Origin of the sequence: Rhizobacter sp. (assembly GCA_019635355.1) — a bacterium.
Taxonomy (GTDB): domain Bacteria; phylum Pseudomonadota; class Gammaproteobacteria; order Burkholderiales; family Burkholderiaceae_C; genus Rhizobacter.
Window position 1 is genome coordinate 73,067 of the sequence record JAHBZQ010000001.1, and the last position, 24,782, is coordinate 97,848.

A 24,782-nucleotide genomic window follows, 5' to 3' on the forward strand; every position below is an offset into this window, starting at 1 on the left:
CCCTGGTGGTGCCCGTCTTGAAGCTGTTGTCCGCTCTTTTGTGTGCCGCTGTGGTCGTGCTGGCCACGCTCTGGTGCCCCACGGCCTTGGCGGCTGACAAGTCGCCCATCTTCGTGCTCAACTCGCTCGACGCGTCGATCAGCGTGATCGACCCGGTGAGCTTCACCGAGACCAAGCGCATCCCGACCGGCAAGGAGCCGCACCACCTCTATCTCACGCCCGACGAGAAGTCGCTCATCGTGGCCAACGCGCTGAGCGACTCGCTCACGCTGATCGACCCGAAGACGGGCGAGGTGCAGCGCACCATCACCAAGATCATCGATCCGTACCACCTGCGCTTCTCGCCCGACATGAAGTGGTTCGTGACGGCGGCCAACCGGCTCGACCACGTCGACATCTACCGCTGGGAGCCGCACGACGCGACCACGCCGCTCAAGCTCGCGGGCCGCGTGCGTGCCACGCGCACGCCGAGCCATCTGTCGATCGACAGCAAGAGCACCACCATCTACGCGTCGATGCAAGACAGCGACGAGCTGATGGCGATCGACATCGCCACGCAGAAGCCGCGCTGGAAGATCTCGATCGGCAAGCTGCCGGCCGACGTGTACCTCACGCCCGACGACCGCCTGCTGATGGTGGGCCTCACAGGCGACGAGTTCGTCGAGGTCTATGACGTGACGCAGCCGGCCCCGAAGCTCGTCAAGCGCATCCAGACTGGCGCGGGCGCACATGCCTTCCGCTCGCGCGGTGATGGCCGGCATGTGTTCGTGAGCAACCGCGTGGCCAACACCATCAGCATGATCGACATCCAGAGCCTCGCGGTCGTGTCGCAACTCCCAGGGCCGGGTGGGCCCGACTGCATGGATCTGCTGGCCGATGGCAAGACCCTGCTGGTGAGCTCGCGCTGGGCGCGCAAGCTGAGCTTCGTCGACATCGAGAAGAAGCAGGTGGTTCGCCAGGTGGCGGTCGGCCGCTCGCCGCACGGCGTGTGGACGCTCGATCATGCGTCGCGCCGCTAGGCTGCTGGTCGCGGCGCTGCTCGCCGGCGCCACCGCAGCGCATGCGGCCTGCGACAAGCCGGTCTACCTCACCTTCGACACCGGCCACATGGGCGTGGCGCCCTTGGTGGCGGAGGTGCTGGCGAGGCAGGGCGTGAAGGCGAGCTTCTTCCTCGCCGACGAGAAGACGCAGACCGGCGGCACGAGCCTCGACGAACACTGGGCGCCGTGGTGGAAGGCGCGCGCTGCCGAAGGCCATGTCTTCGGCTCCCACACCTTCGACCATGTCTATTGGCTGGCCGACACGCCCGGCGGCTTTCGCGTCCGCGCGAGCGCGGGGCCAAAGGCGGGCCAGATCCGGACCTGGACACCTGCGCAGTACTGCGCCGAGCTTGAGCGCCCGGCCGACCGTTTCAAGGCCATGACGGGGCAGGCGATGCCGAAGCTCTTCCGTGCCCCCGGCGGCAAGACCTCGCCGGCCTTGCTCGCCGCCGCCAAGGCCTGCGGCTGGACGCACGTCGGCTGGAGCCCGGCCGGCTTCCTGGGCGACGAGTTGTCGAGCGACCGCTACCCCAACGCCAGCCTGCTGGCCCGCGCGCTGCGCGACGTGCGCAGCGGCGACATCCTCCTGGCGCACCTGGGTATCTGGTCGCGGCAAGACCCGTGGGCGCCGGCCGTGCTCGAGCCGCTGATCCAGGGGCTCAAGGCCAAGGGCTATTGCTTTGCAACCTTGGCCGATCACCCTGTCTATCGGGGGGCGGCGCTCGCGCGTTGAGTTGTCATGATCGACCCGCTTCTCCAGACCTTCGTCGACGGCTTTCACCGCGTGCAAGAGGCCCTTTTCGAGTCGGTGATCCAGCCGGTCGTGTTTTCGCTCGGCTTCGGCAACCTGCTCGAGGACGGCTACAACGCCACGGGCTGGCTGCTGGTCGGGCTCCTGCAGCTGTGCGTGATGCTGGTGGTCTTTCGTTCGCTCGAGCGCTGGCGGCCGGTGGAGCCGGTGGTCGACCGGCGCGCAGTGCGGGTCGACGTGCTCTACACGCTGCTGCACCGCCTGGGCTTCTTTCGCTTGGCCTTGTTTTTCGCGATCGACCCGCTGTGGGACCTGCTCTTCGGCACCCTGAGCCTTCACGGCCTGTCGAGCTTGCAGCTCGACGAGGCGCTGGCGCCGCTGTGGCCGGGGCTCACCGACACCGCCTGGTTCGCGTTCCTCGCCTACCTCGTGGTGCTCGACTTCATCGACTACTGGCTGCACCGCGGCCAGCACCAGTTCGGCTGGTGGTGGGGCCTGCACTCGCTGCACCACAGCCAGCGCCAGATGACGATGTGGAGCGACAACCGCAACCACCTGCTCGATGACCTGATCCGCGACAGCATCCTCGTGATCGCCGCGCGCCTGATCGGCATCGCCCCGGGGCAGTTCGTGGCCGTGGTGGCGTGCACGCAGCTGCTGGAGAGCCTGTCGCATGCCAACGTCCGCATCGGGTTCGGGCCGGTCTTCGACCGTGTGCTCGTGAGCCCGCGGTTCCATCGGCTGCACCACAGCATCGGCGTCGGCCACGAGTCGGCCGGGCGCGGCACGCTCGGTGGCCACAACTTCGCGGTGCTCTTTCCGGTGTGGGACCTGATCTTTCGCACTGCCGATTTCAGCGAGCGCTACGACCCCACGGGCATCCGCGACCAACTGCCCGAAGAGGGCGGGCGCGACTACGGTCGTGGCTTCTGGGCACAGCAGTGGCTGGGGCTTCGCCGCATGGTCGGGCGCGGGTAGGAGCCAGCATGCCGTTGCTGGCCATGAGGTCCGTCATCGATGCCGCCTGGCGCGCTGCCGCCTATTGCGTGCACCCGCTGGTCATCGCACTGTCGGTGCTGCCGCTCGTGCTGACCTGCGGGGTGGCCTACCTGCTGGCGCGCGCCTACTGGGAGCCCGCCATCGATGCGGTGCGCGCGGCGTTCGAGTCGTGGTCGCTGCTCACCGTGCTCTTCAAGTGGCTGGAGGCGATCGGCCTGCTCGGCCTCAAGTCGGTGCTGGCGCCCCTGGTGGTGGTGTTCCTCGCCACGCCGGTGATCGTGTTCTTCTCCCTGCTGACGGTGGCGGTGCTGATGGCGCCGTTCATGTTGAAGCTCGTGGCGCGGCGCCGCTTTCCGGCGCTCGAGCTGCGGCGCGGCGGCTCGTTCGCCGGCAGTCTCTTCGTGAGCGTGAGCGCCACGCTGCTCGCGGCGGTCGCGATGGTGGTGTCGATCCCGTTCTGGCTGGTGCCGCCGGTGGCCTTGGTGGTGCCGCCCTTGATCTGGGGCTGGCTCACCTACCGCGTCATGAGCTACGACATGCTGGCCGACCACGCCACCCAGGCCGAGCGCCGCGCTGTGGTGCGCAAGCACCGCCTCGTGCTGCTCGCGATAGGCGTGCTGAGCGGCTACCTCGGGGCGGCGCCGTCACTGCTGTGGGTGTCGGGGGTGATGTTCGTGGCCTTTGCGCCGGTGCTGGTGCCGATCGCGATCTGGGTCTACACGCTCGTTTTTGCGTTCTCGGCGCTTTGGTTCGCGCACTACCTGCTGGCGGCATTGCAGGCCCATCGGCTGGCGGAGGCGTCGCTCCAGGCCGAAGCGGCGGTCATCGAAGCGCTTCCCGAGCCTCCCAATCAGGGCCCCGGAGTGGTGCGTTAGCTCGCCAAAGACAGCCCAACATTGGTGCGCGATGATGCACCAAGGTGGTGTTATTCTGCGTGCCGCTCGTCCCGTGCACCATCTCCTTCTGTGCAGCGGTAGCTCCGCTGTGCCCGGCCTTTGCCGCCTCCGCCCCGGGAGGGCCGGGCATGCTTTCTGCTACATTCCTGTGCGCTTTTCGGGGCCGATCCGCGCTCGAACTGCCAGCATTACTGACCCAATTCCAACCCCACACAGCATCTCGCTAGGAGTCCCCTGATGGCAGCCAAGACCGTCGCCGACGTGATGAAGATGGTGAAGGAGAACGAAGTCAAGTTCGTCGACTTCCGTTTCACCGACACCCGCGGCAAAGAACAGCACGTTTCCGTGCCCGTGTCTCACTTTGACGAAGACAAGTTCACGTCGGGCCACGCCTTCGACGGCTCGTCGATCGCCGGCTGGAAGGGCATCGAAGCGTCGGACATGCAGCTCATGCCCGACCCGACCACGGCCAACATCGACCCGTTCTTCGAAGAATCCACCCTCATCCTCACCTGCGACGTGGTCGAGCCTGCCGACGGCAAGCCCTACGAGCGCGACCCGCGCTCGCTGGCCAAGCGCGCCGAGGCCTACATGAAGTCGTCGGGCCTGGGCGACACCGCCTTCTTCGGTCCGGAACCCGAGTTCTTCATCTTCGACAGCGTGCGCTGGGGCAATGACATGTCCGGCTGCTTCTCGAAGATCGAGTCGGAAGAGGGCGCCTGGAACACGGGCAAGGAATACGAGCACGGCAACTCCGGCTATCGCCCCACCGTCAAGGGCGGCTATTTCCCCACGCCCCCGGTCGACAGCGGCCAGGACCTGCGCTCCGAGATGTGCCTCATCCTCGAATCGCTGGGCATCCCGGTCGAAGTGCACCACCACGAAGTGGCCAACGCCGGCCAGATGGAAATCGGCACGAAGTTCAGCACGCTGGTCCAGCGCGCTGACTGGGTGCAGCTGCAGAAGTACGTCATCCAGAACGTGGCCCATGCCTATGGCAAGACCGCCACCTTCATGCCCAAGCCCATCGTCGGCGACAACGGCTCCGGCATGCACGTGCACCAGTCGGTCTGGAAAGACGGCAAGAACCTCTTCGCTGGCGAAGGCTATGCCGGCCTGAGCGAATTCGCGCTCTTCTACATCGGCGGCATCATCAAGCACGCTCGCGCGCTGAACGCCATCACGAACCCTGGCACCAACTCGTACAAGCGCCTGGTGCCTGGCTTCGAAGCCCCGGTGAAGCTGGCTTACTCGAGCAAGAACCGCTCGGCGTCGATCCGCATCCCGCACGTGGCCAACCCGAAGGGCCGCCGCGTCGAAGCGCGCTTCCCCGATCCCCTGATGAACCCGTACCTGGGCTTCTCGGCCATGCTGATGGCTGGTCTCGACGGCGTGGAAAACAAGATCCACCCGGGCGAAGCCGCCACCAAGGACCTGTACCACCTGCCGCCGGAAGAAGACGCGAAGATCCCGACCGTCTGCCACAGCCTCGACCAGGCGCTCGAGTACCTCGACAAGGACCGCGCGTTCCTGACCAAGGGTGGTGTGTTCACCGACGGCTTCATCGACGCCTACATCGAGCTGAAGATGCAGGAAGTGACCCGCTTCCGCATGGCCACGCACCCGATCGAGTTCGACATGTACTACACCCTCTGAACCTCTTCAGGTTCCGATGGCTCGAAGGGACGGCAGTTGCCGTCCCTTTTCTTTTGGTGCACAGGGATGGCAATCGGACACAATCGCAAGGCTTGTCCTGTCACCCTGCGCACGGGCGCTGGCGTTACAGGGCAGAGGTGACACATGACATCAGCGCGCTTCCGGTTCTCTCTTTCCATGTTGACGGCCCTCACGGCGGCATCGCCGGCCTGGTCGCAAGGCGACAAGCCTGTCTACCGCTGCCCCGGCAACCCGCCGCTGTACACCGACAGCCTGTCTGCGAAGGAAGCCAAGGACAAGGGTTGCCGCACGCTGGAAGGTGCGCCGATCACCGTGATCCAGTCGCCCAAGCCACGGCCCACCGCCGGCGCTCCCGTACCACCCGCCCCGAACCGCGAGCGTGTCGACGCCGCCGAGCAGCGCAACCGCGATTCCGATGCGCGCCGCATCCTCGAGGCCGAGCTGCGCAAGGAAGAAGAGCAGCTCGCCAACCTGCGCAAGGAGTTCAACAACGGCGAGCCCGAGCGGCGAGGCGATGAGCGCAACTATCAGAAATACCTCGACCGCGTGGCCGAGATGAAGGCCACCATTGCCCGCAAGGAAAGCGACGTGGCCGCCCTGCGCCGTGAGCTGGCCAAGCAGACGCCGGCCGACGCCACCCCGAAACCGCAGTGAGCGCCGCTTCCTCGTCCACCCACCCGGCAACGCCCGCCCTCACGTCGGCGCAGACCCGGGCCTACGAGGCTTTCGATCAGCTCGCCACCATGGTCGCGGTGGTGCACCGCGACGGAAGTTGCCTCTTCGCCAACGCCGCCTTCGAGCATGTGTTGGGCCTGTCACGGCGCAGCGTGCTGCGGGAGTCCCTCTTCGACTGGTTCGTCGACGCGCAGATCGTGCGTGACACGGTCGATGCCGTCGCCCGCAACGATTTCGCCACCAGCCGGTTCGAGGGGCTGCTGCGCCGGCCTGCACAACTGCACAGCGACCCGCTGCCGGTGCACGTGATCGTCAACCAGATCGACCGGGCCGACCAGGTGCTGGTGGAGCTGGTCGAGATCGAGCAGCAGACGCGCATGGACCGTGAAGAGCGTGCCCTCGGCCAGGCCGCTGCCAACAAGGAACTGATCCGCAACCTCGCGCATGAGATCAAGAACCCGCTCGGTGGCATCCGCGGCGCGGCGCAGCTGCTCGAGATGGAAGTCGAGTCGCGCGCGCTCACCGAATACACCCAGGTCATCATCCAGGAGGCCGACCGCCTGCAGGCGCTCGTCGACCGGCTGCTCGCGCCACACCGCAAGCCCCACGTGGTGAGCGACGTCAACATCCATGAGGTCTGCGAGCGGGTGAGGGCGCTGATCCTGGCCGAGTTCCCGCGCGGGCTCAGCGTGCGGCGCGACTACGACACCTCCATCCCCGAATTCCGCGGCGACCGCGAGCAGCTCATCCAGGCCGTGCTCAACATCGCCCACAACGCCGCCCAGGCGCTCACCGAGCGCATCGCCCAAGGCGATGCGGTCATCACGCTGCGCACGCGCATCGCACGCCAGGTCACCTTGGGCAAGCAGCGCTATCGACTGGCACTGGACTTGCATATCGAGGACAACGGCCCGGGCATCCCGGAGTCGATCCGAGATCGCATCTTCTACCCTCTGGTATCGGGGCGCGATGGCGGGTCGGGTCTGGGGCTCACACTCGCGCAAACCTTCGTGCAACAGCATCAAGGCGTGATCGAATGTACGAGCGAGCCGGGCCAGACCATTTTCAAGATCGTGATACCGCTGCCGTAGTCATCTCGTCTTCGTCAGCGGCCACTAGAACAGGCAGGGCATGAAACCCATCTGGATCGTTGACGACGACCAATCCATCCGATTCGTGTTGGAGAAGGCGCTGGCGCGCGAAGAACTCGCGGTGCGCAGCTTCACCAACCCACGCGACGTGCTCGCCGCACTCGAAGACGACGTACCGCAGGTGCTGGTCTCCGACATCCGCATGCCGGGTGGCTCGGGCATCGAGCTGCTCACCAAGGTCAAGGAGCGTGCCCCCGGCCTGCCCGTCATCATCATGACGGCCTACTCCGACCTCGACAGCGCCGTGAGCGCCTTCCAGGGCGGCGCCTTCGAATACCTGCCCAAGCCCTTCGACGTGCCGAAAGCGGTGGAGCTCATCCGCCGCGCCGTCGACGAGAGCATGCGCGAGGAAGTGCGCGACGAGCGCATGGCCGCCATGCCCGAGATGCTGGGTCAGGCACCGGCGATGCAGGATGTCTTCCGCGCCATCGGGCGGCTCAGCCAGAGCGTGGTCACGGTGCTCATCACCGGCGAGTCGGGCTCCGGCAAGGAGCTGGTGGCGCATGCGCTGCACAAGCACAGCCCGCGCGCGAGCGGCCCCTTCGTCGCGATCAACACCGCCGCCATCCCGAAGGACCTGCTCGAGAGCGAACTCTTCGGCCACGAGCGTGGTGCCTTCACCGGCGCGCAGACCACCCGCCGCGGCCGCTTCGAGCAGGCCGATGGCGGCACGCTCTTCCTCGACGAAATCGGCGACATGCCCTTCGACCTGCAGACGCGCCTGCTGCGTGTGCTGAGCGACGGGCAGTTCTACCGCGTGGGCGGCCACAACCCGCTCAAGGCCAACGTGCGGGTGATTGCCGCCACGCACCAGAACCTGGAAGAGCGCGTGAAGCTCGGCGCTTTCCGCGAAGACTTGTTCCATCGCTTGAACGTCATCCGCCTGCGCCTGCCCGCGCTGCGCGAGCGGCGCGAAGACGTGCCGGCGCTGGCGCGTTTCTTCCTGCAGAAGAGCGCCAAGGAATTGGGCGTCGAAGCCAAGCGCATCACCGATGCGGCGCTCAACAAGCTGATGCAGTTCGACTTCCCCGGCAACGTGCGCCAGCTCGAAAACATCTGCCACTGGCTCACCGTGATGGCCCCGGCCCAGGTGATCGAGCCCAAGGACCTGCCGCCCGAGCTGCTCGGCGGTGGCGACCCGATGGCGGCCCGCCCGCTGCCCGCGCCGGCGGCTCCGGCTGCGGTCATCGAAGGGGCCGACCTGCCCGGCGCCGCACCGGCTGCCGCCGCACCCGCGTGGACGGCCCCGGTGGCACCCGTGCTGCCCATCGACACACCGGTGGCCAGCGCCAACTGGCTCTCCGACCTCGAACGTGAGTCGCGCACCATGCTCCAGGCCGGCGTGCCCGAGGTGTGGGACACGCTCACCCGCAAGTTCGAAGCGCAGCTCATCCACACCGCGCTCGAGATCACGCGAGGCCGCCGCATCGAAGCCGCGCAGAAGCTCGGCATCGGCCGCAACACCATCACGCGCAAGATCCAGGAACTCGGCCTGGATGATTGACGGCCCCCCAGTCGCTTCGCTCCTGCCCCCGGGAGGCGACCCCCGAGTGGCCCGGCCAAGCCGGTTCCACGGGGTGGCTTGATGAGACGCTTGCTCCGCTCGCTTTGGGGCTAGCCTTTCATCAGTTCCGCGAAGCGTTGGCCGGGTCGCGTGTGTTCCGCGACCACCTTCATCACCACGACCAGGGCAGGCCCGAGGAAAAGGCCCCAGAGGCCCCAGATCGAACCCCAGAACACGAGGCCGATGAAGACCGCCGCGGGGTTCATCTTCGCAGCACGGCCTTGCAGCCATGCGGTGACCACCGTGCCGATCAGCGTTGACATCACCACGATGAACGTTGCCATCGCCGCGGCCGAGCCGAGCGAGCCATGCGCCAGAAAGGTCTCGGCCGCACCCAGGCCCGTGAGCACCGCCATGCCGAGGTAGGGGATGACGTGCAACAGGCCGGCCGTCACGCCCCAGCCGCCCGCGTCGGGTAGGCCGGTGGCCCAGAAGGCCAGCCACACGGCCGTGCCGATCAACGCATTGGTCACCACCAGCACGCCGAGGTAGATGCGCACCTGGTGCGCACATTCGAGCAGCGCCTTCTCCGCCCGTGACTGCACCTCGGGGTGCTCGCCCCAGAGGCCGATGAAGCGCTCGGTGAGCGGCTTGCCGCCGATCAGCACGAAGAAGGCGATCAAGAACACGATGCTCAGGTTGGCGGTGAATTCGAGCAGCGCGCTCGAGCCCGTGACGGCGCCTTCGCGCAAGGCCACCGTCGCGCCCGCCGTGATGGTGTTGGGCGCCGACGCCGCGGCCGCCGCGGCTGCGGCGGCGACCACGCGCTTCGTCGGCCGTGGAGGCTTGCCCGACATCACCCGCTCGGTGGCGCGGTCGAGCTCCTGCAAGGCGATGCGGGCCCGCGACACGACCGACTCGGCGCCCGGGTCGCGCTCGGCGAGCTTGGCCGCGGCCATGCTGATCATCTCGGGCGTGCGCTCGGCCACGCGCACGAGCTGGCCGCCGAAGATCATGCCGCCCGCGGCCAGCGTGCCCATCACCACGCCCAGCGTGATGAGCGTGGCGAGCGTGCGGCTGCGCAGCCAGTGTTCGAGCGTCACCGACAGCGGCGTCACCAGCATCACGAGCATCAGGCCCGCGGTGAGGGGGATCAGGAAGCGCTGGCCCCACCACAGCACGGCCACGACGGCGAGCGCGGCCAGCAGGTTGGTCGCCGCGCTTGCACGCACACGCGGCTTGTGCGTGCGGCGTGGCGGCGGGTCGTCGTCGTCTTCGTCGTCGGTCTGCATCGGGTGTGCGAAAAAAAGCCCCGGTGTTCACGTGAACCCGGGGCGGTGCCGAGGCGTGCGATCAGGGGCGAACCGCGATCTCGTTCTTCACGGCCTTCACGCCGTCGACCTTCCAGGCCAGGTTTTCAGCCGTCGACTTTTCGGTCGCGTTCTTCGCGAAACCCGACAGCATCACCGTGCCCTTGAGCGTCTCGACCTTGATGGCGCTCGCGTCGACATCCTTGTTGTCGACCATGCGCGCCTTCACGGCGGTGGTGATGGCGGCGTCGTCGACAAACTGGCCGACGGTCTCTTGCTTGCGGGTCACTGCGCAGCCCGAAGTGGCCAGCAGGGCAACGGCCGTCATCGCGGCGGCGAGGGTGGTGCGGATCATCATGGTGTAGCTCCTACGTGTTGGACATGCGGGTGGTTCTTCGGCCCACCACCCTGGGGCGGAAACTCGACGACGTGATGGGTGCTCAGGCCAGCCAGTCCGACAGCTCGTCGGCATGCTCCTGCTCGTCCGCGAGGATCTCCTCGAGGATGCGGCGCGTGGTGCTGTCCTTGTCGCCGATCAGCTTGATGATCTGCGTATAGGCCTCGATGGCCACGCGCTCGGCGATGAGGTTGGCGCGGATCATGTCCTGCAGCTCCAGCGATTCGTCGTAGTCTGCGTGGCTGCGCTGCGTGAGCGAGTCGGGGCGGAAGTCGGGCTTGCCGCCGAGCTGCACGATGCGCTGCGCGAGCTTGTCGGCATGGGCCGACTCTTCGTTCGCGTGCACGAGGAACTCGTCCGCGATGGCGGGCGAGTCGAGCCCGACCGCGGTGTAGTAGTGGCGCTTGTAGCGCATCACGCACACGAGTTCGGTGGCGAGCGAATCGTTCAGCAGCTTGATGATGTCTTCGCGCCACGGGCCGTAGGCGGGTGTGATAGCTCCCTGGTCGATGCTCTTGCGTGCGGCCTCGAGGCCGGCTTGGTCGAGCACCAGCGGGGTGTATTCGGCGCTGGCCGTCGACGTCTGGGTTTTCTGGTCTTGTGAGCTGAACATGCAGTCCTCGTGGGATGGCGTGGCGATGGATGAACTCTAGAAAGACATCTGAGTGGCAACCATCGGCGCGCTGGCCCTGGTGCTGTAGGACGGCACCGCGGCCCGCTGTCGGAGCTGCGGGGTCACTTGTGAAGCGCGCTGTGGGCCGGTGACGCGGCGACTTCGTCTTCCGGCGTGAGCGGCACCACGAAGGCCGTGTCGGCTGGCAGCTCGCGCCAGTTCACCTTTTCCCCCACGGCGAGCACGCGCGCGTTCTTTGCCGACGCGGCCTCGCGCGCCGCGTGTGCGCTGCCCCGCAGCAGCGTGAAGTGCAGGCGCCGGCCCTCGCGTTGCAGCGTCAGCTCGGCCTGCGGCCAGTGCGCGGGCAGGCAGGGCCGCACGCTCAAGCGCTCGGCCTGCAGCTTGAGGCCCAGGATGGAGCCGACCGCCGCGCGGTGCAACCACGCCGCAGCGCCGGTGTACCAGCTCCAGCCGCCGCGGCCCACGTAAGGTGGCTGCGTGTACACGTCACCCGCCATCACGTAGGGCTCGATCGCATAGGCCTCGCCCAGGCGCGGGTGCTGTGCGCGGTGTGCCGGGCTGAGGTAGCAGAAGTAGCGATAGGGCAGCTCGGCGAGGCTGGGCGTGCTGCCGTCGCGCGTGGCCAGCTCGGCCTGCGCCATCAGGGCCCACACCCCGGCGTGCGAATACTGCCCGCCGTTCTCGCGCACGCCGGGTGGGTAGGCCTGGATGTAGCCCGCGCTCGGTGTGGCGGTGGCGAGCGGTGGGTCGAGCAGCTTGATGAGGCCGGCGTCGTGGTCGACCAGCAGCTCTTCGGCCGCCGTCATCGCGCTGTGCGGGCGCTCGAAAGGCTCGGCGTTCGCGAGCACGCTCCACGCCTGTGCGATGAGGTCGATGCGGCCCTCCCGGTTGGCCTGCGAGCCGAGCGGCGTGCCATCGTCGAAGAAGGCGCGCTTGAACCACTGGCCGTCCCAGGCCTCGGTGTCGAGCGCACGGCGCCAGCCCGTCGCTGCGGCCTCCCACAGCTCGGCGCGAGCGTCTTCGCCGCGCGCGCGCGCCAGTGGCGCGAAGTCGTCGACGATGCGGCAGAGAAACCACGCGAGCCACACCGACTCGCCGCGCCCTTCGTGGCCCACACGGTTCATGCCGTCGTTCCAGTCGCCGGTGCCCATCAGTGGCAGGCCGTGGGTGCCGCACTTCAGGCTGCGGTCGATGGCGCGTGCGGCGTGCTCGTAGACGCTCGCCTTCTGCGCGCTCACGGTGGGGGTGTAGTACGCGTCTTCCGCGCCCTCGGGGATGGGGCCGCCGTCGAGGAAGGGCACCTCTTCGTCGAGCAGCGAGCTGTCACCGGTGGCCTGCAGGTAGTGCGAGCAGGCGTGTGCGAGCCAGAGCAGGTCGTCCGAGAAATGCGTGCGCACGCCGGCGCCGGTGGGGGCGTGCCACCAGTGCTGCACATCGCCTTCGGGGAACTGGCGCGAGGCCGCCACGAGGATCTGGTCGCGCAGCATCTGCGGCGCCGGCCAGGCCAGCGCCATCGCGTCTTGCAGCTGGTCGCGAAAGCCCGTGGCACCCCCCGCCTGGTAGAAGCCGGCCTTGGCCCACAGCCGGCAGGCCACGGCCTGGTAGAGCAGCCAGCGGTTGACCATCGCGTCGAAGAGCGGGTCGGGCGTGTGCACGCGGGTGGCGCCGAGCAGGGCGTCCCACCGGGTGAGCACTTCGTCGAGCCGCTGGCGCGGCGGCACGGTCACCGCGGCCTGGGCCAGCTCGCGCGCGGCGGCGGGTGTGTCGGCATAACCGATGAGGAAGACCTGGTCGTGCGTGGCGCCGGGTTCCAGCGTAAGGCGTTTCGAGAGCGCGGCGCAGGGGTCGAGGCCGCCGCCCTGGTGCTCGGCAAAGTGATCGGGCAGCACCAGCCGGCCCCGCGCATCGAAGCACTCGCGGCGGTCGCAGGTCCAGTCGTCGTCTTCGGTGGCGCCGTGCATCGCGAGGAAGGCGGTGCCGTCGCCATACCCCGCCGTGCGGTCGGCCTGCGTGGCGAAGAGCGCCAGACCCTGGGCCGACGTGTGCGCCGCCGTGTGCACGGTGCCGCGGTCGCTGCGGCCTGCGCCCATCATCCACTCGGCCATCGCCACCAGGCGCAGCGGCTGTGCGCGCGTGCCGCGGTTCTCGAGCCGCAGCCACACCTGCTTGACCGAGGTCTGCGCATCGACGCACCACGAGGCGGTGATCGCGATGTCGCCGCGCTGGTGGCGCACCATCGAGTAGCCTTGGCCGTGCTGCACGTGGTACGTCACCCGCTCGTCGCCCCAGGCCGAGGGCGTGACGCTCCAGGCCTCGCGGGTCTTGCGGTCCTGCACGAGGAACCATTCTGACGGCGGGTCCGACACCGGGTCGTTCGACCACGCGGTGAGCTGGTTGAGCCGGCTGTTCACCGCCCAGGTGTAGCCGCCACCCGCCTCGGACAGCTGGCCGCCGAAGCCCGGGTTCGACAGCACATTGATCCACGGGCGCGGGGGGCGAGAGCGGGCGCCGGCCTCGAAGCGGAACTCGTGCGCGCCATCGTCGAAGCGGCCGTGCGTCACCGCCACCGGCGCCTGCGGCAGACGTGCCATCGGCACCGCCGTGGTCGACACCTCGCCGCGCGCGTCTTCCGCCTTCTCGTGCAGCGCAATCCACTCCTGCAGGTGGTGCACCAGCGGCCGGCCGTCGGCGCGCAGGCGGATGCGCGCCAGGCTGCGCAGCGTGCCCAGTTCTTCGGGGCTCAGCTCGTCGGCGCGCAGCAGGTGGAGGCCGGTGCAGGCGGGGCCGGGCTGCGCCGCATTGTCGGCATCGTGCCGCTCGCGCAGCGCGGTGATCTCGCGGTGCAGGGCCATGTGGTAGGAGGCCGGTTCCGCGTCGACCACGACCAGGTCGCAGGGCAAGCGCCCCCAGGCCCACAGGCGCAGCACCTGGCCGAGCGAGCGCAGCAGGCCGAGCGATTGGGTGAGGCCGGCGGACACGAGCACGATGGGCCGGTCGCCCGAGATGCCGAAGCGCCACAACAGCTTGCGGTCGCAGACGTCGATGCGCGGCGAGGCGCGTCGTTCGACGCCCGGCGGGCCGAGGCTCGGGCGCGTGAGCGAGAGCGCCACCGCCGTCGTGAGCGCCTGTGCAGCGGCGAAGTTCTCGGCGCTGATGCCGAGGCTGCGCAGGCGAATGCCGGTGAGCGTGGCCGACATCAGCGACGAGCGCTGCAGGTGGATGGGCTGGCGGTACTTGTCGATCACCGCGTGCAGCGTGGCGGCCGAGTCGGAGGCGGCGGTCGCGAAGGTGAGCCGTGCCTTCGCGTTCGGCGGGATGCGCAGCGTGAGCGCGAGCGCGCAGACGGGGTCGAGGCCGGTGTCGAGTGTCAGGTTGTCGCCCGCCGGCAGCTCGTGCAAGCCGCCCTGTGGCCGCACCGCATCGTGGTTGCGGCCCACCCAACGCAGGCGGTCGGTTTGTGCGCGCACGGCGGAGACGTGCGGGCTGCTGTCGGCGAGAAAGTGAGCGGCCTGCAAGCCGCTCTCGGTCACGAGCCGCGGCGTGCGCTCGAAGAGCAGCGCCTGCTCCGCGGCGCGCCACTCCGCCCGGATGAAGAGGTTGGAAAACGCCGGGTGCGCCTCGTCGGCACGCGGGTCGGCAAGCGTGGGCTCGAAGGCCGAAACGAGCTCGATCTCCAATGGCTCTCCGGTGAGGTTCTGCAGCTCGACCTGGCGGAATTCGATGTCGTCTTCGGGGCTCACCCACACCGTCGTGTGGGCCTGCACCTGGCGCCACGCGGCATCGAAGCACACGCGGTCGGCGTGGAAGAAGGCGCGGTACCAGGCCTTGGGGTCGGGGGCCGGGTGCTGGGTGATGGAGACCAGTTCTTTCCCGGTGGGCAGACGCAGGTAGAAGAAGCTGCCGTGTGCATCGCGCAGCGCATCGTCGCGCCAGCGGGTGATGCCGGCGTTGCCGCGGCGGCTCCAGCCGGCGCCGTTGGCGCGCAGCGCCACGCTGTAGCGCCCGTTCGACAGCAGGTGCGTCGGCTCGACCGCGCTCGTGCCCGGGCTCAGCTCGCGCAGCAGCGCCGGGGTGCGCTGCACCTTCACCGGCGGCGGCCCGGCCAGCGGCTCGTAGAGGCGCGACACCTCGTGCGGCGCACGTTCGTGCAGCAGCGTGGCCACCGCCTCGATGCGCGGGTGGCCCATGCCCCAGCGTTTGGCGCGGTTGTCGAGCAGCACGTTGGCGATCGAGACGATGCTCATGCCCTGGTGGTGCGCCATGAAGGTGGCCACCGGCGCATAAGGCTCGCCGGCCGCCAGCCGCGCGGGCGTGAAGTCGAGCGCCTCGATGAAGCCGTAGCGTGCGCGCGCGCCCAGCCCTTCGAGCGCCGCGAGGTTGGCCGCTGCGCGGCGTGGTGCCACCTGCGAGGCGAGCGCGGTGGCGTAGGGTGCGATCACGAGTTCGTTGGCCGGCGTGCGGCGGAAGGCCAGGCGCGGCACGCCTTGCGGTGCGTACTGGTAGGCGAGCGTGTGGTCGCGCCCGGCATAGGCCGACTCCGAGATGCCCCAGGGCACCGCGTGCGACCGCGCGTAGGCGATCTGCTCCTGCACCGCCGCGATGGCCGCGTCGCGCAACACGCTGCCGTGCGGCTCGTCGAGGGTCAGGCTCGGCATCAGGTACTCGAACATCGAGCCCGACCACGAGCGCAGCCCGGCCTGCGCCCCCACCGCATAGAAGGGCCGCCCGAGCGATGCCCAGTGGCTCACCGGCACCTCGCCCTTGGCAATGGCGAGCAGGCTGGTGAGCCGCGCCTCCGACGCGAGCAGGTCGTAGAAGCCGGCATCGAGCTGCCCTTCGGCCACGCGGAAGCCGATGTGGAAGAGGTGGCGCTTCGGGTGGTAGAGGAAGCTGAAGTCGGCCTCCCAGGCGAAGCGCTCGCAGCGGTCGGCGATGGCCAGGAGCTGCTCGCTCAAGCCATCGGCGTCATGCCGCGCGTCGATGTCGCGCAGCGCCGATTGCAGGGTGGCGAGGTGGTCGGTGAGCTGCCATGCGAGCTCGTCGCGCAGCGTCGGCTTGGCCGGCATCGCGGGCTGCACGGCTTCGGGCACCCAGGCGTGCAGCTCGTCGCGCGCTTCCTGCAGCAGCAGGCCGAAGTCGGCCGGCCGGTGCTGTGCTTCGTCGAGCGGGCTCGGCATGGCGAGCAGCCGCGCGAGCGGCCGGGTGCTGTGGTGCACGCCGTTGTCGGGGAAGAGTTCGGGCAGCTGCTGCAAGAGCGGCGACAGCCGCGCACGCGAGGCATGGGCGGCGGCCTCGGCGGCGTTCAGGTCGACGGGCCGGCGCGCCAGCTCGCGGCAGGCCTGCGCCACGGCGAGGAAGTGGCCGCAGAGGTTGCCGCTGTCGACGGTCGACACATACAGCGGCAGCAGCGTGGCACCGCTTTGCGTGTCGTACCAGTTGAGGAAGTGGCCGCGGTGGCGCTGCAGCGTGTCGAGCGTGCCGAGCGTGGCCTCGAGCCGCTCGGTGAGCTCGCGCGTGCCGATCCAGCCGAAGGCGCGTGCGCAGCAGCTGGAAAGCAGGTACAGCCCGATGTTGGTGGGCGAGGTGCGGTGCGCCACCATGTCGTGCGGCAGCGTCTGCAGGTTGTCGGGGGGCAGGTGGCGGTCGGCCGGGCCCACGCAGCGTTCGAAGAGGCGCCAGGTGTCGCGCGCGATGCGCTCGAGCCGCATGCGGTCGTCGTGCGGCAGGGCCTGGTCTTCGCGGGCCGGGCGGGGGCGGCTCACCCACCACGTCCACACCGGCGAGGCGGCCCAGATCGCGCACAGCAGTGCGGCGAGGCCCGGTGACGGCGTGCGGGCCGCGAGCAGCAGCACGAGCAGCGCGATGGCGGTGGCCGAGGTCTGCCAGTGGCCGCGGGCAATCTCGCGCAGCTCGGTTTCGGTGGCGGCCTGGGCGCTGGCCGAGGTGGTCCATTGCATCAGCCAGCGGCGGCTCACGAACATGCGGTGCAGCGAGCGCACCACGGCATCGGTGGCCATCAGGGCGTGGTGCAGCAGCTGTGCCAGGTGCCACAGCGCGCCGAGGACCGCGCGGGCGAGGCGGTGGGCCGCACCACGGTAGAAGTGGCGCAGGGCGATGTTGTCGCGGCTTGGCGCGAAGCCGGCCACCGCGCCCAGCAAGGGCCCGGCGCCGAAGGCCGCGAAGACGAGCAGCAGCGCGGCCCACGGCGACACCACCGGCCGCACCAGCACCAGCACGAGCAGCGCGAGCGACGCGGGGGCGACCAGCGAGCGGCGCAGGTTGTCGAACACCTTCCAGCGGTTCACGCCGCGCATCGGGTAGAGGCGTGGGCTCGCGAAGATGGGCAGCAGCTGCCAGTCGCCGCGCATCCAACGGTGGATGCGCGCGGCGGCGGCGTCGGCATGCACCGGCGCGTCCTCGATCAGCGTGAGGTCGGTGACGGCCGCGCAGCGGGCAATGGAGCCTTCGACCAGGTCGTGGCTCAGCACCAGGCCTTCGGGCAGGCGCTCGTGCAGCACGGTGTGCATGGCCTGCACGTCGAGCAGCGCCTTGCCGGTGTAGGTGCCTTCGCCGAACACGTCTTGATAGATCTCGGAGCTGGGCGTGCTGTAGGGGTCGAGCCCGGGCTGGCCCGCGTAGAGCCAGTGGAAGGGCGTGACCTCCTGCGGCTGCGGCAGCGGCGTGGCGATGCGCGGCTGGAAGATGCTGTAGCCGCTCACCACGCGCAGGCCCGTGTCGTCGAGCCGGGGGCGGTTGTGCGGGTGCGCGGCCACGCCCACCAGCTCGCGCAGGCGGCCGGGCGGGAGCTGGGTGTCGCTGTCGAGCGTGAGGATGTAGCGCGTGCCGGGCGCGATCTGCGATTCGCGCCCGAGGTCGAGGAAGGGGCCGCGCTCGCCGCGTGCGAGTGCAGCGATCAGCTGCTCGAGCTTGCCGCGCTTGCGCTCCCAGCCGATCCAGCTCTGCTCGGTGGCGCTGAACTCGCGCTCGCGGTGCAGGATGAGAAAGCGCGGTGGGTCACCCTCGGCGACGGGGTGGCGCTTGTTGAGCTCACGCAGCGCGATCACCGCGTCGCGCAGCAGCGGTGTGTCGGTGGGCATGTGCGCGGCTTCGGCATCGGCCCAGTCGCTGAGCAATGCGAACTGCGCGTGCCGCTCGGGGTTGGCGAGGTAGTGCAGCTGCAGGCGGTGCACGAGCGCGGCGATGCCGTCGTCGCTCGTCAACATGCACGGGATGACCACCATCGCCCGGTGTTCGGCCGGGATGCCCTCGTGCAGCGCGAGCCGCGGCAGGTGCTCGGGCCGCACCGATTCGCTCACCAGCCGGTTGATCACCGCCACCACCGCCTCGGATGCCGGGAAGAGCAACAGCAGCGCTGCCAACGTGCTCAGCAGCATCGACGGCTTGGCCAGCGGCGGCGTCATCGCGAACATCGACAGCACCAGCACGATCACCGCGGCGAGCAGGCTGCCGAGGTAGAGCGGCAGCGCGGCCTGCCGTGCGTGCGAGACGCAGGCGGTGCCGGTGTCTTCGCGCAGCTTCAGCGCTTCGAGCAGGCGCGGGCGGCCGTCGCCTTGCAGCCAGTGCAGGGCGACCTGCGTGTCGGGCTCGTCAGGGTCGTCGCTTTGCATCAGGGCGAGCAGCGTGCGCCCGACCTCGGTCTCGCTGCGCCGGCAGCGGCGGGCCAGGCGCTCGATGGCATGCAGCGTGCGGTCGCGCGTGGCGGCGTGCTCGGCGGCGAAGAGCGGCGAGCCGAGCATCATCTGCATCAACGGGCTGCTCTTCGCGATGAGCTCGGGCCAGTCAGCATCGCCGATGGTGCGCAGCGAGGTCACGGCATTGCTCACGCTCAGGTTGTCGGCGGCCTGGTCGGCGGCCTGCTGCGCACGCTGGCTCGCCACGTCGGGCAACCCGGCCTGCAGCCAGTGCTGGTAGGGCAACAGGGCCAGCGGGTCGCTGGTGCGTTGCAGGTCGGCCAGGCGCTGCGTCATCTGGCCGAGGAAGGTGCGGCCGACGCCGCGGCGGTTGAGCTCGCCCAGCAGCTCGTCGAGCGACTCGATGGAGAAGGTGTGCAGCCGGTCGCTGCACAGGTTGGCCAGCTCGCGTGCGGCCTTGTGCGTGGCCACACGCTCGGCCAGGCGCCGCAGGTTCTCGATCAGCACCACGCGCAGCGTGGTCGGCAGTGCCCACAGCTCGGCCAGCTGCAGCTCGCGCGCTTGCTGGTAGGCGGTGAGAAAGCGCAGCGCGAGGTCTTCGTCGAAGGCGCCGTCGGTGTGCGCCACGAAGGCCCAGGCGAGGCCGTAGATGCGCGGCAGGCCGGCGAGCGGCTCTTCCACCAGCACCGGCAGGTGGCGGTAGTAGCGACGCGGCAGGTCTTCGTGGATGGCCTTGAGCTGCGCTTCGATCAGGTGGAAGTTGTCGAGCAGCCATTCGCCAGCCGGGCTGATGTCGTAGCCGCTCTCGGCCTGCAGGCCGATGTATTGGTGCGCTTCGCGCAGGGCCCGGATGTTGTGGCGCAGGCGGGGGAAGAAGGTTGCTGCGCGCCAGGGACCGCGCTGGGCGCGGTGGCTGTCGGCGAGGCTCTTCGCGTGCTGGGCAAAACGCTCGGCGCCGTAGAGCTCGGCGCGCACCGGCGCGAGCACGGGGCCGCGCTCGCCGTCGAGGATGTTCAGCAGGGCCCGGGGCGCCTCGGGTATCAACCGCTCCAGCGCGCGCGTGGCCATCACATGACCAGTGAAGTGACCCCTATCAGAAAGGCGGCCACCACCAGCGTTGTGACGAGCCGGGCGGCGATGAAGCGGTCGGCGGCTTCGGCCAGGCACTGCAAGGCGAAGAGCCGGCCGTTGACGCCCTTGCACGAGACGAGGTGCTCGCTCAGGCCCGACAGCTCCACCGGCGTGGTGTCGGTGCTGTCACCGAAGGAAGCGGTGCTCCAGAAAGGCATCTCGGGGTGGCGTTGCGTCATGCGCTCGATGGTCGCCGCGGCGCTGCGGCGCGCCCATCGGACGAGCCCGGCACGCGTTGTCGGACGAGGCCTACACCTGCAGCCGCACGGAGCACGGTTGTAGGCGGCGGCCCACAGCGGAAGTCGCTCCGGGCCGATGGTGCATCGCCGGCGGTGTGAGCACGATCTGGCCACCCTGATACCAACGTCTTTGGAGGACGACATGACCCTAGGCACCATCCTGCTCATCGTGCTGATCCTGTTGTTGATCGGCGCCTTTCCCAGCTGGCCGCACAGCCGCGGCTGGGGCTACGGCCCGACGAGTGGCGTCGGCCTGTTGCTGATCATCGTGATCGTGCTGCTGCTGATGGGACGGATCTAGCCATGTCGCGCCTCGCGCTGGCGCTGCTCGCGGCGGCATCGCTCGCCGGCTGCGGCGAGACCGCCAAGCTTCCGGTGTCGGCCGGTACGGGCCCGCAACCGGAGCTGCCGGCGCCCCACAAGACGCTGATCCCGACCGTGAAGGTGGCCAAGGTCGAGCCCTGGCCTGCAGGGCAGGGGCCGCAGGCAGCGCCGGGCACGAAGGTCAACGTGTTCGCCACCGGCCTCGACCACCCGCGCTGGCTGCATGTGCTGCCCAACGGCGACGTGCTCGTGGCCGAGAGCAACGCGCCGCCCCGGCCCGACGATGGCAAGGGCCTCAGGGGCTGGGTGATGAAGCTCCTGATGAAACGGGCGGGTGCGGGCGTGCCCAGCGCCAACCGCATCACCTTGCTGCGCGACACCAACGGCGATGGCGTGGCCGACGAGCGCTCGCCCTTCCTGCAGAACCTCGATTCCCCCTTCGGCATGGCGCTCATCGGCGACCAGCTCTACGTGGCCAACACCGATGCGATCGTGCGCTTCACCTACACGCCCGGCAGCACGCGCATCGAGACGGCCCCGGCCCGCGTGACCGATCTGCCCGGCGGCACGCTCAACCACCACTGGACCAAGAGCCTCATCGCCAGCCGCGACGGCCGCAAGCTCTACGCGACGGTGGGCTCCAACAGCAACGTGGCCGAGAACGGCATCGAAGCGGAAGAAGGCCGCGCGGCCATCTGGGAGGTCGACGTGGCGAGCGGCGCCAAGCGCCTCTATGCGACCGGCCTGCGCAACCCCAACGGCATGGCCTGGGAGCCCACCACCAACATGCTCTGGACGGTGGTCAACGAGCGCGACGAGATCGGCAGCGACCTCGTGCCCGACTACCTCACCTCGGTGAGAGACGGCGGCTTCTACGGCTGGCCCTACAGCTACTACGGCGGCCACGTCGACGAGCGCGTGAAGCCTCAGCGCCCCGACCTCGTGGCCAAGGCCCTCGTGCCCGACTACGCGCTCGGGCCACACACCGCCTCGCTCGGCCTGGCGTGGTCGGCTGGCACCACGCTGCCGGCCAGCTTCGCGCAAGGCATGTTCATCGGCCAGCACGGCTCATGGAACCGCAAGCCGCCGAGCGGCTACAAGGTCATCTTCGTGCCCTTCCAGAACGGAAAGCCCTCGGGTCCGCCGCTCGAGGTGTTGAGCGGCTTCCTGAACGAAGAGAGCGGCATCGCCCACGGCCGGCCCGTGGGCGTGGCGCTCGACGCCAAGGGCTCGCTGCTGGTGGCCGACGACGTGGGCAACGTGGTGTGGCGCGTGAGCGCGTCGGCACCGTGAACACGATGCGCCCGCGACTGAGGCTCAACCGCTTCGCCCTCGCCGTGCTGGTGGGCATGAGTGCCTGCAGCACCCTGCCGACCTTCGAGCCCGAAGCGGTGCTCGCCGCCGCACCCAAGCCGCAGCTCGATGGCGCGCGTGGCCCGCTCTCGCCAGAGCAGAGCAAGGCGGTGCTCGCCAAGCTCGCGGCCCGCGCCCCCGAGACGGCGATCTTCGACCGCCACCTCGCCATCGAAGAAGCGATCGTGGGCAGCCCGCTCACCGTCGGCAACCAGGCCACGCTGCTGCAGGATGGCCCGGCCACCTACGGCGCGATGTTCGCCGCCATCGAGGCGGCGCGTGACCACATCCACCTCGAGACCTACATCCTCGATGACGACGAAGTGGGCCGCAAGTTCGCCGACGCCTTGATCGCCAAGCAGAAGAAGGGTGTGCAGGTGAGCGTGATCCACGACAGCGTGGGCACCTTGCAGACGCCGAAGGAATTCTTCAAGCGCATGACCGATGCCGGCATCCGCGTGCTGGAGTTCAACCCGGTGAACCCCACGCAGGCCCGCAAGGGCTGGGAGCTCAACCAGCGTGACCACCGAAAGCTGCTCATCGTGGACGGCAAGGTGGCGTTTCTCGGCGGCATCAACATCAGCAGCGTCTATTCGAGCGGCTCGTTCAGCCGCTCGGGCGGCGGCAGCTCCGGCTCGGGCGGCGCCGCCGCGCCGGGCAAGGACGGCAAAGCCTGGCGTGACACGCACGTGCGCCTGCAGGGGCCGGTGGTGGCCGAATACCAACGGCTCTTCCTCGGCACCTGGAAGAAGCAGAAGGGCCCGCCGCTGCCCGACCGCCACTACTTTCCGCCCTTGCAGAACGTGGGCAACCAGGTGGTGCGCGCCATCGGCAGCTCGCCCGACGACCCGTATGCGCTGATCTACGCCACCTTCCTCTCGGCCCTCGGCGCGGCCGAGACGAGCGTGCACATCACGATGGCGTATTTCGCGCCCGACCCGCAGTTCCTCGAGGCACTCAAGTCGGCCGCGCGGCGCGGGGTCGACGTGACGCTCATCCTGCCGAGCCAGACCGACTCATGGCTGATCTTCCATGCGGGCCGCCGCTTCTACACGCCCCTGCTCAAGGCCGGCGTGAAGATCTACGAGCGCAAGGGCGTGATCCTGCATTCGAAGACGGCGGTGATCGACGGGGTGTGGGCCACCATCGGCTCGACCAACCTCGACTGGCGCAGCTTCCTGCACAACGACGAGCTGAACGCGGTGGTGCTGGGGGCCGACTTCAGCCAGCAGATGGAGGCGATGTTCGCGAAGGACCTCGAAGCCTCGCAGCCCGTGACGCTCAAGCAGTGGAAGGAGCGCCCGCTGGACGACCGGATGAAGGAGGCCTTCTCGGCGATCTGGCAATACTGGCTCTGACGACGCGCCGCAAAGGCGCGCCGACACGACACGTTCAGTGCAGCGTGTCGGAGCGGGGCACGGGCGGTGTGGGGGCGGCGGCTGGCGCCTGCGCCGAGGCGGTGTCTTGCGGTGCGGGGCTTGCAGCGCCGGTGGCGCGCATGCGCTCCGAGGCGAAGTCGGAAGCGGCCGCCATCCAGGCCTCCAGCGGCACGTGGTCCATGGCCCGCGCGACGAGGTGCGGCACCAGGCCGGCCAGCAGCGCCGGCTTCAAGAGGCCGCGCCAGGGCTTGATCCAGTAGAGCAGGCCGCCCACCGCGACGGCCGCGGCGATGAGGGCGAAGGGCTTGCGGCGGGCGATGGGTGCCATCGCGCTGCGCGCGGTGTTGCCGGCCACCATCGTGGCCATGTGCAGCGGGTGCTGCGACCACCATGAGCGCACCGAGTCCGCCACGAGCTGCACGCCGGGGATGGCCATCAGCGCCGTCATCAGCACCGAGGGCTCGGGGTCGCCGGCAGCGTCGGGCGGCGGTGCGATCTCGATCAGCGCGCCGCGCAGGCGCTCGCGCGAGAGCATGAGCCGCTCGACGGCAGGCAGGCGGGGGTCGTTGAATTCGGCGCTCATGATGCGCGGGCCTCCCGCAGCATGGCGGCGTCTTCGCGGAGCTGGCGGCGCACCTGCTCGAAGGCACGCGGCCCGGCCTGGCGCTGCGCGGAGACCCAGCAGCCGACCGCGAGCCCGAGCGGCACGAGCGGTGCGGCGATCAGCGCCCACGGGGCGTTCATGTTCTCGGGCGGGATCACCGCCCACAGCATCAGCGCCACACCCACCAGCACCGCGCCCACGCCGCCACTGCACAGCGCCACCGCGCTCAGCAGGGCCTTGCGCTTCCAGTGGGTGGAGGCGACCCCGATCTCTTCACCGAGCAGCTCGGCATAGGCGCCGGCATGGTCGGCCAGGAGGTCGGGTTCGCGGACGATGAGGTGCAGCAGCGGGTGCATGGGGCGGTCCTGGGAAGGCGCTCAAGAAGGGGTGGCACAACGAACAGCGCCGTCCGCACTCGGGCGGACGGCGGTGCGTGGCGCCAGGTGGCTCAATCGTGGTGGCGCGAGCGGGTCACGAGGCTCACGAGCGCCATCAGCGCGGCACCCGTGGCAGCGGCGATCAGCACCGACTTGATCGGGTCGTTGCGGATGTAGCTGGCGGTGGTGTCGGAGGCGTGCATGGCCTTGTCGCGCAGCTGCTGCGAGGTCTGGCGCACGGCGTCGACGCTCTTCTGCGCGAAGGCGGTGGCCTGCTCGGTGGCGCGGTTGATCAGCGGCGAGACGCGGCTGCTGGCGCTGTTGACGCTGTCGGACAGGCCGTCGAGCGCATCGTTGGCCATGCGCTGCGTGGAGCGGATGGCCTGGTCGGCCTTGCCAGCGGCCTGGTCGGCGACGGTGGTGGCGGTCGCGGTGGGATCAGCGGGGTTCTTCGTGTACATGGTGATGTCCTTCCGTGGGTGGGTGGGATGTCTGGGCGCGAGGCGGTGCGGCGCCTTCAGCCTTTGCGCAGCAGGCCGAAGAGGAAGCTCGCGACCGCCAGCACGGCGAACACGACGAACAGGATCTTGGCGATCCCGACAGCGCCGGCGGCGATGCCACCGAAACCGAACAGTGCCGCGATCAGGGCGATCACGAAGAAAACGACGGCGTAATGCAGCATGAGTTGC

General features: G+C 69.3%; 20 protein-coding genes. 11 read left to right on the forward strand and 9 right to left on the reverse strand.

The annotated features are described in order from the left end of the window. The first annotated feature begins 50 nt into the window (after nucleotides 1–50). The 8 genes from KF892_00370 (at nucleotide 51) to ntrC (ending at nucleotide 8,693) form a co-directional block, all read left to right on the forward strand. Nucleotides 51–1,019: a YncE family protein gene (locus KF892_00370; GenBank protein MBX3623436.1), complete on the forward strand. Its 969-nt coding sequence runs from the start codon at nucleotides 51–53 to the stop codon at nucleotides 1,017–1,019. Beyond that, on the forward strand, nucleotides 1,003–1,773 hold the full coding sequence (locus KF892_00375; protein MBX3623437.1) for a polysaccharide deacetylase family protein: 771 nt from the start codon (nucleotides 1,003–1,005) through the stop codon (nucleotides 1,771–1,773). Before KF892_00370 ends, KF892_00375 begins: the two co-directional genes overlap by 17 nt. A 6-nt stretch (nucleotides 1,774–1,779) precedes the next feature. Then, nucleotides 1,780–2,769, forward strand: a complete 990-nt coding sequence (locus tag KF892_00380) for a sterol desaturase family protein (protein ID MBX3623438.1) — start codon at nucleotides 1,780–1,782, stop codon at nucleotides 2,767–2,769. A 23-nt stretch (nucleotides 2,770–2,792) separates the two neighbouring features. Further along, a complete protein-coding gene (locus tag KF892_00385) occupies nucleotides 2,793–3,665 on the forward strand; it encodes an EI24 domain-containing protein (protein ID MBX3623439.1) in 873 nt (290 codons plus the stop codon). A gap of 258 nt (nucleotides 3,666–3,923) precedes the next feature. Beyond that, nucleotides 3,924–5,342 carry a type I glutamate--ammonia ligase gene (glnA, locus tag KF892_00390; GenBank protein MBX3623440.1) on the forward strand — a complete coding sequence of 473 codons (1,419 nt, stop codon included), beginning with the start codon at nucleotides 3,924–3,926 and terminating at the stop codon, nucleotides 5,340–5,342. Between the two features lie 144 nt (nucleotides 5,343–5,486). Next, nucleotides 5,487–6,017 carry a hypothetical protein gene (locus tag KF892_00395; GenBank protein ID MBX3623441.1) on the forward strand — a complete coding sequence of 177 codons (531 nt, stop codon included), beginning with the start codon at nucleotides 5,487–5,489 and terminating at the stop codon, nucleotides 6,015–6,017. Beyond that, complete coding sequence (locus KF892_00400) at nucleotides 6,014–7,129, forward strand: PAS domain-containing protein (protein ID MBX3623442.1); 1,116 nt, start codon at nucleotides 6,014–6,016, stop codon at nucleotides 7,127–7,129. The genes KF892_00395 and KF892_00400 overlap by 4 nt, the downstream gene beginning before the upstream one ends. Nucleotides 7,130–7,169: 40 nt before the next feature. Further along, complete coding sequence (ntrC, locus tag KF892_00405) at nucleotides 7,170–8,693, forward strand: nitrogen regulation protein NR(I) (protein ID MBX3623443.1); 1,524 nt, start codon at nucleotides 7,170–7,172, stop codon at nucleotides 8,691–8,693. A gap of 110 nt (nucleotides 8,694–8,803) precedes the next feature. Here the strand turns inward: ntrC and KF892_00410 are convergent, their stop codons facing one another. The 5 genes from KF892_00410 to KF892_00430 all read right to left on the reverse strand — a co-directional run bounded on the left by KF892_00410 (nucleotide 8,804) and on the right by KF892_00430 (nucleotide 19,996). After that, nucleotides 8,804–9,985 (reverse strand): AI-2E family transporter, encoded by a 1,182-nt coding sequence (locus KF892_00410; protein MBX3623444.1) that lies wholly within the window; start codon nucleotides 9,983–9,985, stop codon nucleotides 8,804–8,806. Nucleotides 9,986–10,046: 61 nt separating this feature from the next. Then, complete coding sequence (locus KF892_00415) at nucleotides 10,047–10,361, reverse strand: BON domain-containing protein (protein ID MBX3623445.1); 315 nt, start codon at nucleotides 10,359–10,361, stop codon at nucleotides 10,047–10,049. An 82-nt stretch (nucleotides 10,362–10,443) separates the two neighbouring features. Beyond that, nucleotides 10,444–11,013: a ferritin-like domain-containing protein gene (locus KF892_00420; protein ID MBX3623446.1), complete on the reverse strand. Its 570-nt coding sequence runs from the start codon at nucleotides 11,011–11,013 to the stop codon at nucleotides 10,444–10,446. 122 nt (nucleotides 11,014–11,135) lie between these two features. Then, a complete protein-coding gene (locus tag KF892_00425) occupies nucleotides 11,136–19,754 on the reverse strand; it encodes a carbohydrate-binding protein (GenBank protein MBX3623447.1) in 8,619 nt (2,872 codons plus the stop codon). Then, entirely contained in the window at nucleotides 19,754–19,996 is a 243-nt protein-coding gene (locus KF892_00430) for a hypothetical protein (GenBank protein ID MBX3623448.1), read from the reverse strand. Before KF892_00430 ends, KF892_00425 begins: the two co-directional genes overlap by 1 nt. A gap of 202 nt (nucleotides 19,997–20,198) precedes the next feature. On the opposite strand from KF892_00430, the gene KF892_00435 reads away from it, so the two are divergent. The 3 genes from KF892_00435 to cls are packed head-to-tail and all read left to right on the forward strand — an operon-like array spanning nucleotide 20,199 to nucleotide 23,091. Continuing rightward, the gene (locus tag KF892_00435; GenBank protein MBX3623449.1) at nucleotides 20,199–20,357 is read left to right on the forward strand and encodes a DUF3309 domain-containing protein; all 159 of its coding nucleotides are present in this window, start codon (nucleotides 20,199–20,201) and stop codon (nucleotides 20,355–20,357) included. Between the two features lie 2 nt (nucleotides 20,358–20,359). Continuing rightward, complete coding sequence (locus KF892_00440; GenBank protein MBX3623450.1) at nucleotides 20,360–21,673, forward strand: sorbosone dehydrogenase family protein; 1,314 nt, start codon at nucleotides 20,360–20,362, stop codon at nucleotides 21,671–21,673. Nucleotides 21,674–21,678: 5 nt separating this feature from the next. Beyond that, entirely contained in the window at nucleotides 21,679–23,091 is a 1,413-nt protein-coding gene (gene cls, locus KF892_00445) for a cardiolipin synthase (GenBank protein ID MBX3623451.1), read from the forward strand. Between the two features lie 34 nt (nucleotides 23,092–23,125). On the opposite strand, the gene KF892_00450 is transcribed toward cls, so the two are convergent. The 4 genes from KF892_00450 to KF892_00465 form a co-directional block, all read right to left on the reverse strand. Beyond that, nucleotides 23,126–23,695 carry a hypothetical protein gene (locus tag KF892_00450; GenBank protein MBX3623452.1) on the reverse strand — a complete coding sequence of 190 codons (570 nt, stop codon included), beginning with the start codon at nucleotides 23,693–23,695 and terminating at the stop codon, nucleotides 23,126–23,128. Further along, nucleotides 23,692–24,072: a phage holin family protein gene (locus KF892_00455; GenBank protein MBX3623453.1), complete on the reverse strand. Its 381-nt coding sequence runs from the start codon at nucleotides 24,070–24,072 to the stop codon at nucleotides 23,692–23,694. Before KF892_00455 ends, KF892_00450 begins: the two co-directional genes overlap by 4 nt. Before the next feature lie 92 nt (nucleotides 24,073–24,164). Further along, a complete protein-coding gene (locus KF892_00460) occupies nucleotides 24,165–24,554 on the reverse strand; it encodes a hypothetical protein (GenBank protein ID MBX3623454.1) in 390 nt (129 codons plus the stop codon). Between the two features lie 56 nt (nucleotides 24,555–24,610). Further along, nucleotides 24,611–24,775 (reverse strand): DUF1328 domain-containing protein, encoded by a 165-nt coding sequence (locus KF892_00465; protein ID MBX3623455.1) that lies wholly within the window; start codon nucleotides 24,773–24,775, stop codon nucleotides 24,611–24,613. Between the last annotated feature and the right edge of the window lie 7 nt (nucleotides 24,776–24,782).

Coding starts and splice junctions, on each gene's coding strand:
- KF892_00455 (MBX3623453.1), bottom strand. CDS start 24,072: ATGCACCCGCTGCTGCACCTCATCGTCCGCGAACCCGACCTCCTGGCC.
- KF892_00450 (MBX3623452.1), bottom strand. CDS start 23,695: ATGAGCGCCGAATTCAACGACCCCCGCCTGCCTGCCGTCGAGCGGCTC.
- KF892_00375 (MBX3623437.1), top strand. CDS start 1,003: ATGCGTCGCGCCGCTAGGCTGCTGGTCGCGGCGCTGCTCGCCGGCGCC.
- KF892_00415 (MBX3623445.1), bottom strand. CDS start 10,361: ATGATGATCCGCACCACCCTCGCCGCCGCGATGACGGCCGTTGCCCTG.
- KF892_00440 (MBX3623450.1), top strand. CDS start 20,360: ATGTCGCGCCTCGCGCTGGCGCTGCTCGCGGCGGCATCGCTCGCCGGC.
- KF892_00385 (MBX3623439.1), top strand. CDS start 2,793: ATGAGGTCCGTCATCGATGCCGCCTGGCGCGCTGCCGCCTATTGCGTG.
- KF892_00425 (MBX3623447.1), bottom strand. CDS start 19,754: ATGGCCACGCGCGCGCTGGAGCGGTTGATACCCGAGGCGCCCCGGGCC.
- KF892_00435 (MBX3623449.1), top strand. CDS start 20,199: ATGACCCTAGGCACCATCCTGCTCATCGTGCTGATCCTGTTGTTGATC.
- cls (MBX3623451.1), top strand. CDS start 21,679: ATGCGCCCGCGACTGAGGCTCAACCGCTTCGCCCTCGCCGTGCTGGTG.
- KF892_00460 (MBX3623454.1), bottom strand. CDS start 24,554: ATGTACACGAAGAACCCCGCTGATCCCACCGCGACCGCCACCACCGTC.
- KF892_00380 (MBX3623438.1), top strand. CDS start 1,780: ATGATCGACCCGCTTCTCCAGACCTTCGTCGACGGCTTTCACCGCGTG.
- KF892_00465 (MBX3623455.1), bottom strand. CDS start 24,775: ATGCTGCATTACGCCGTCGTTTTCTTCGTGATCGCCCTGATCGCGGCA.
- ntrC (MBX3623443.1), top strand. CDS start 7,170: ATGAAACCCATCTGGATCGTTGACGACGACCAATCCATCCGATTCGTG.
- KF892_00430 (MBX3623448.1), bottom strand. CDS start 19,996: ATGACGCAACGCCACCCCGAGATGCCTTTCTGGAGCACCGCTTCCTTC.
- glnA (MBX3623440.1), top strand. CDS start 3,924: ATGGCAGCCAAGACCGTCGCCGACGTGATGAAGATGGTGAAGGAGAAC.
- KF892_00395 (MBX3623441.1), top strand. CDS start 5,487: ATGACATCAGCGCGCTTCCGGTTCTCTCTTTCCATGTTGACGGCCCTC.
- KF892_00420 (MBX3623446.1), bottom strand. CDS start 11,013: ATGTTCAGCTCACAAGACCAGAAAACCCAGACGTCGACGGCCAGCGCC.
- KF892_00410 (MBX3623444.1), bottom strand. CDS start 9,985: ATGCAGACCGACGACGAAGACGACGACGACCCGCCGCCACGCCGCACG.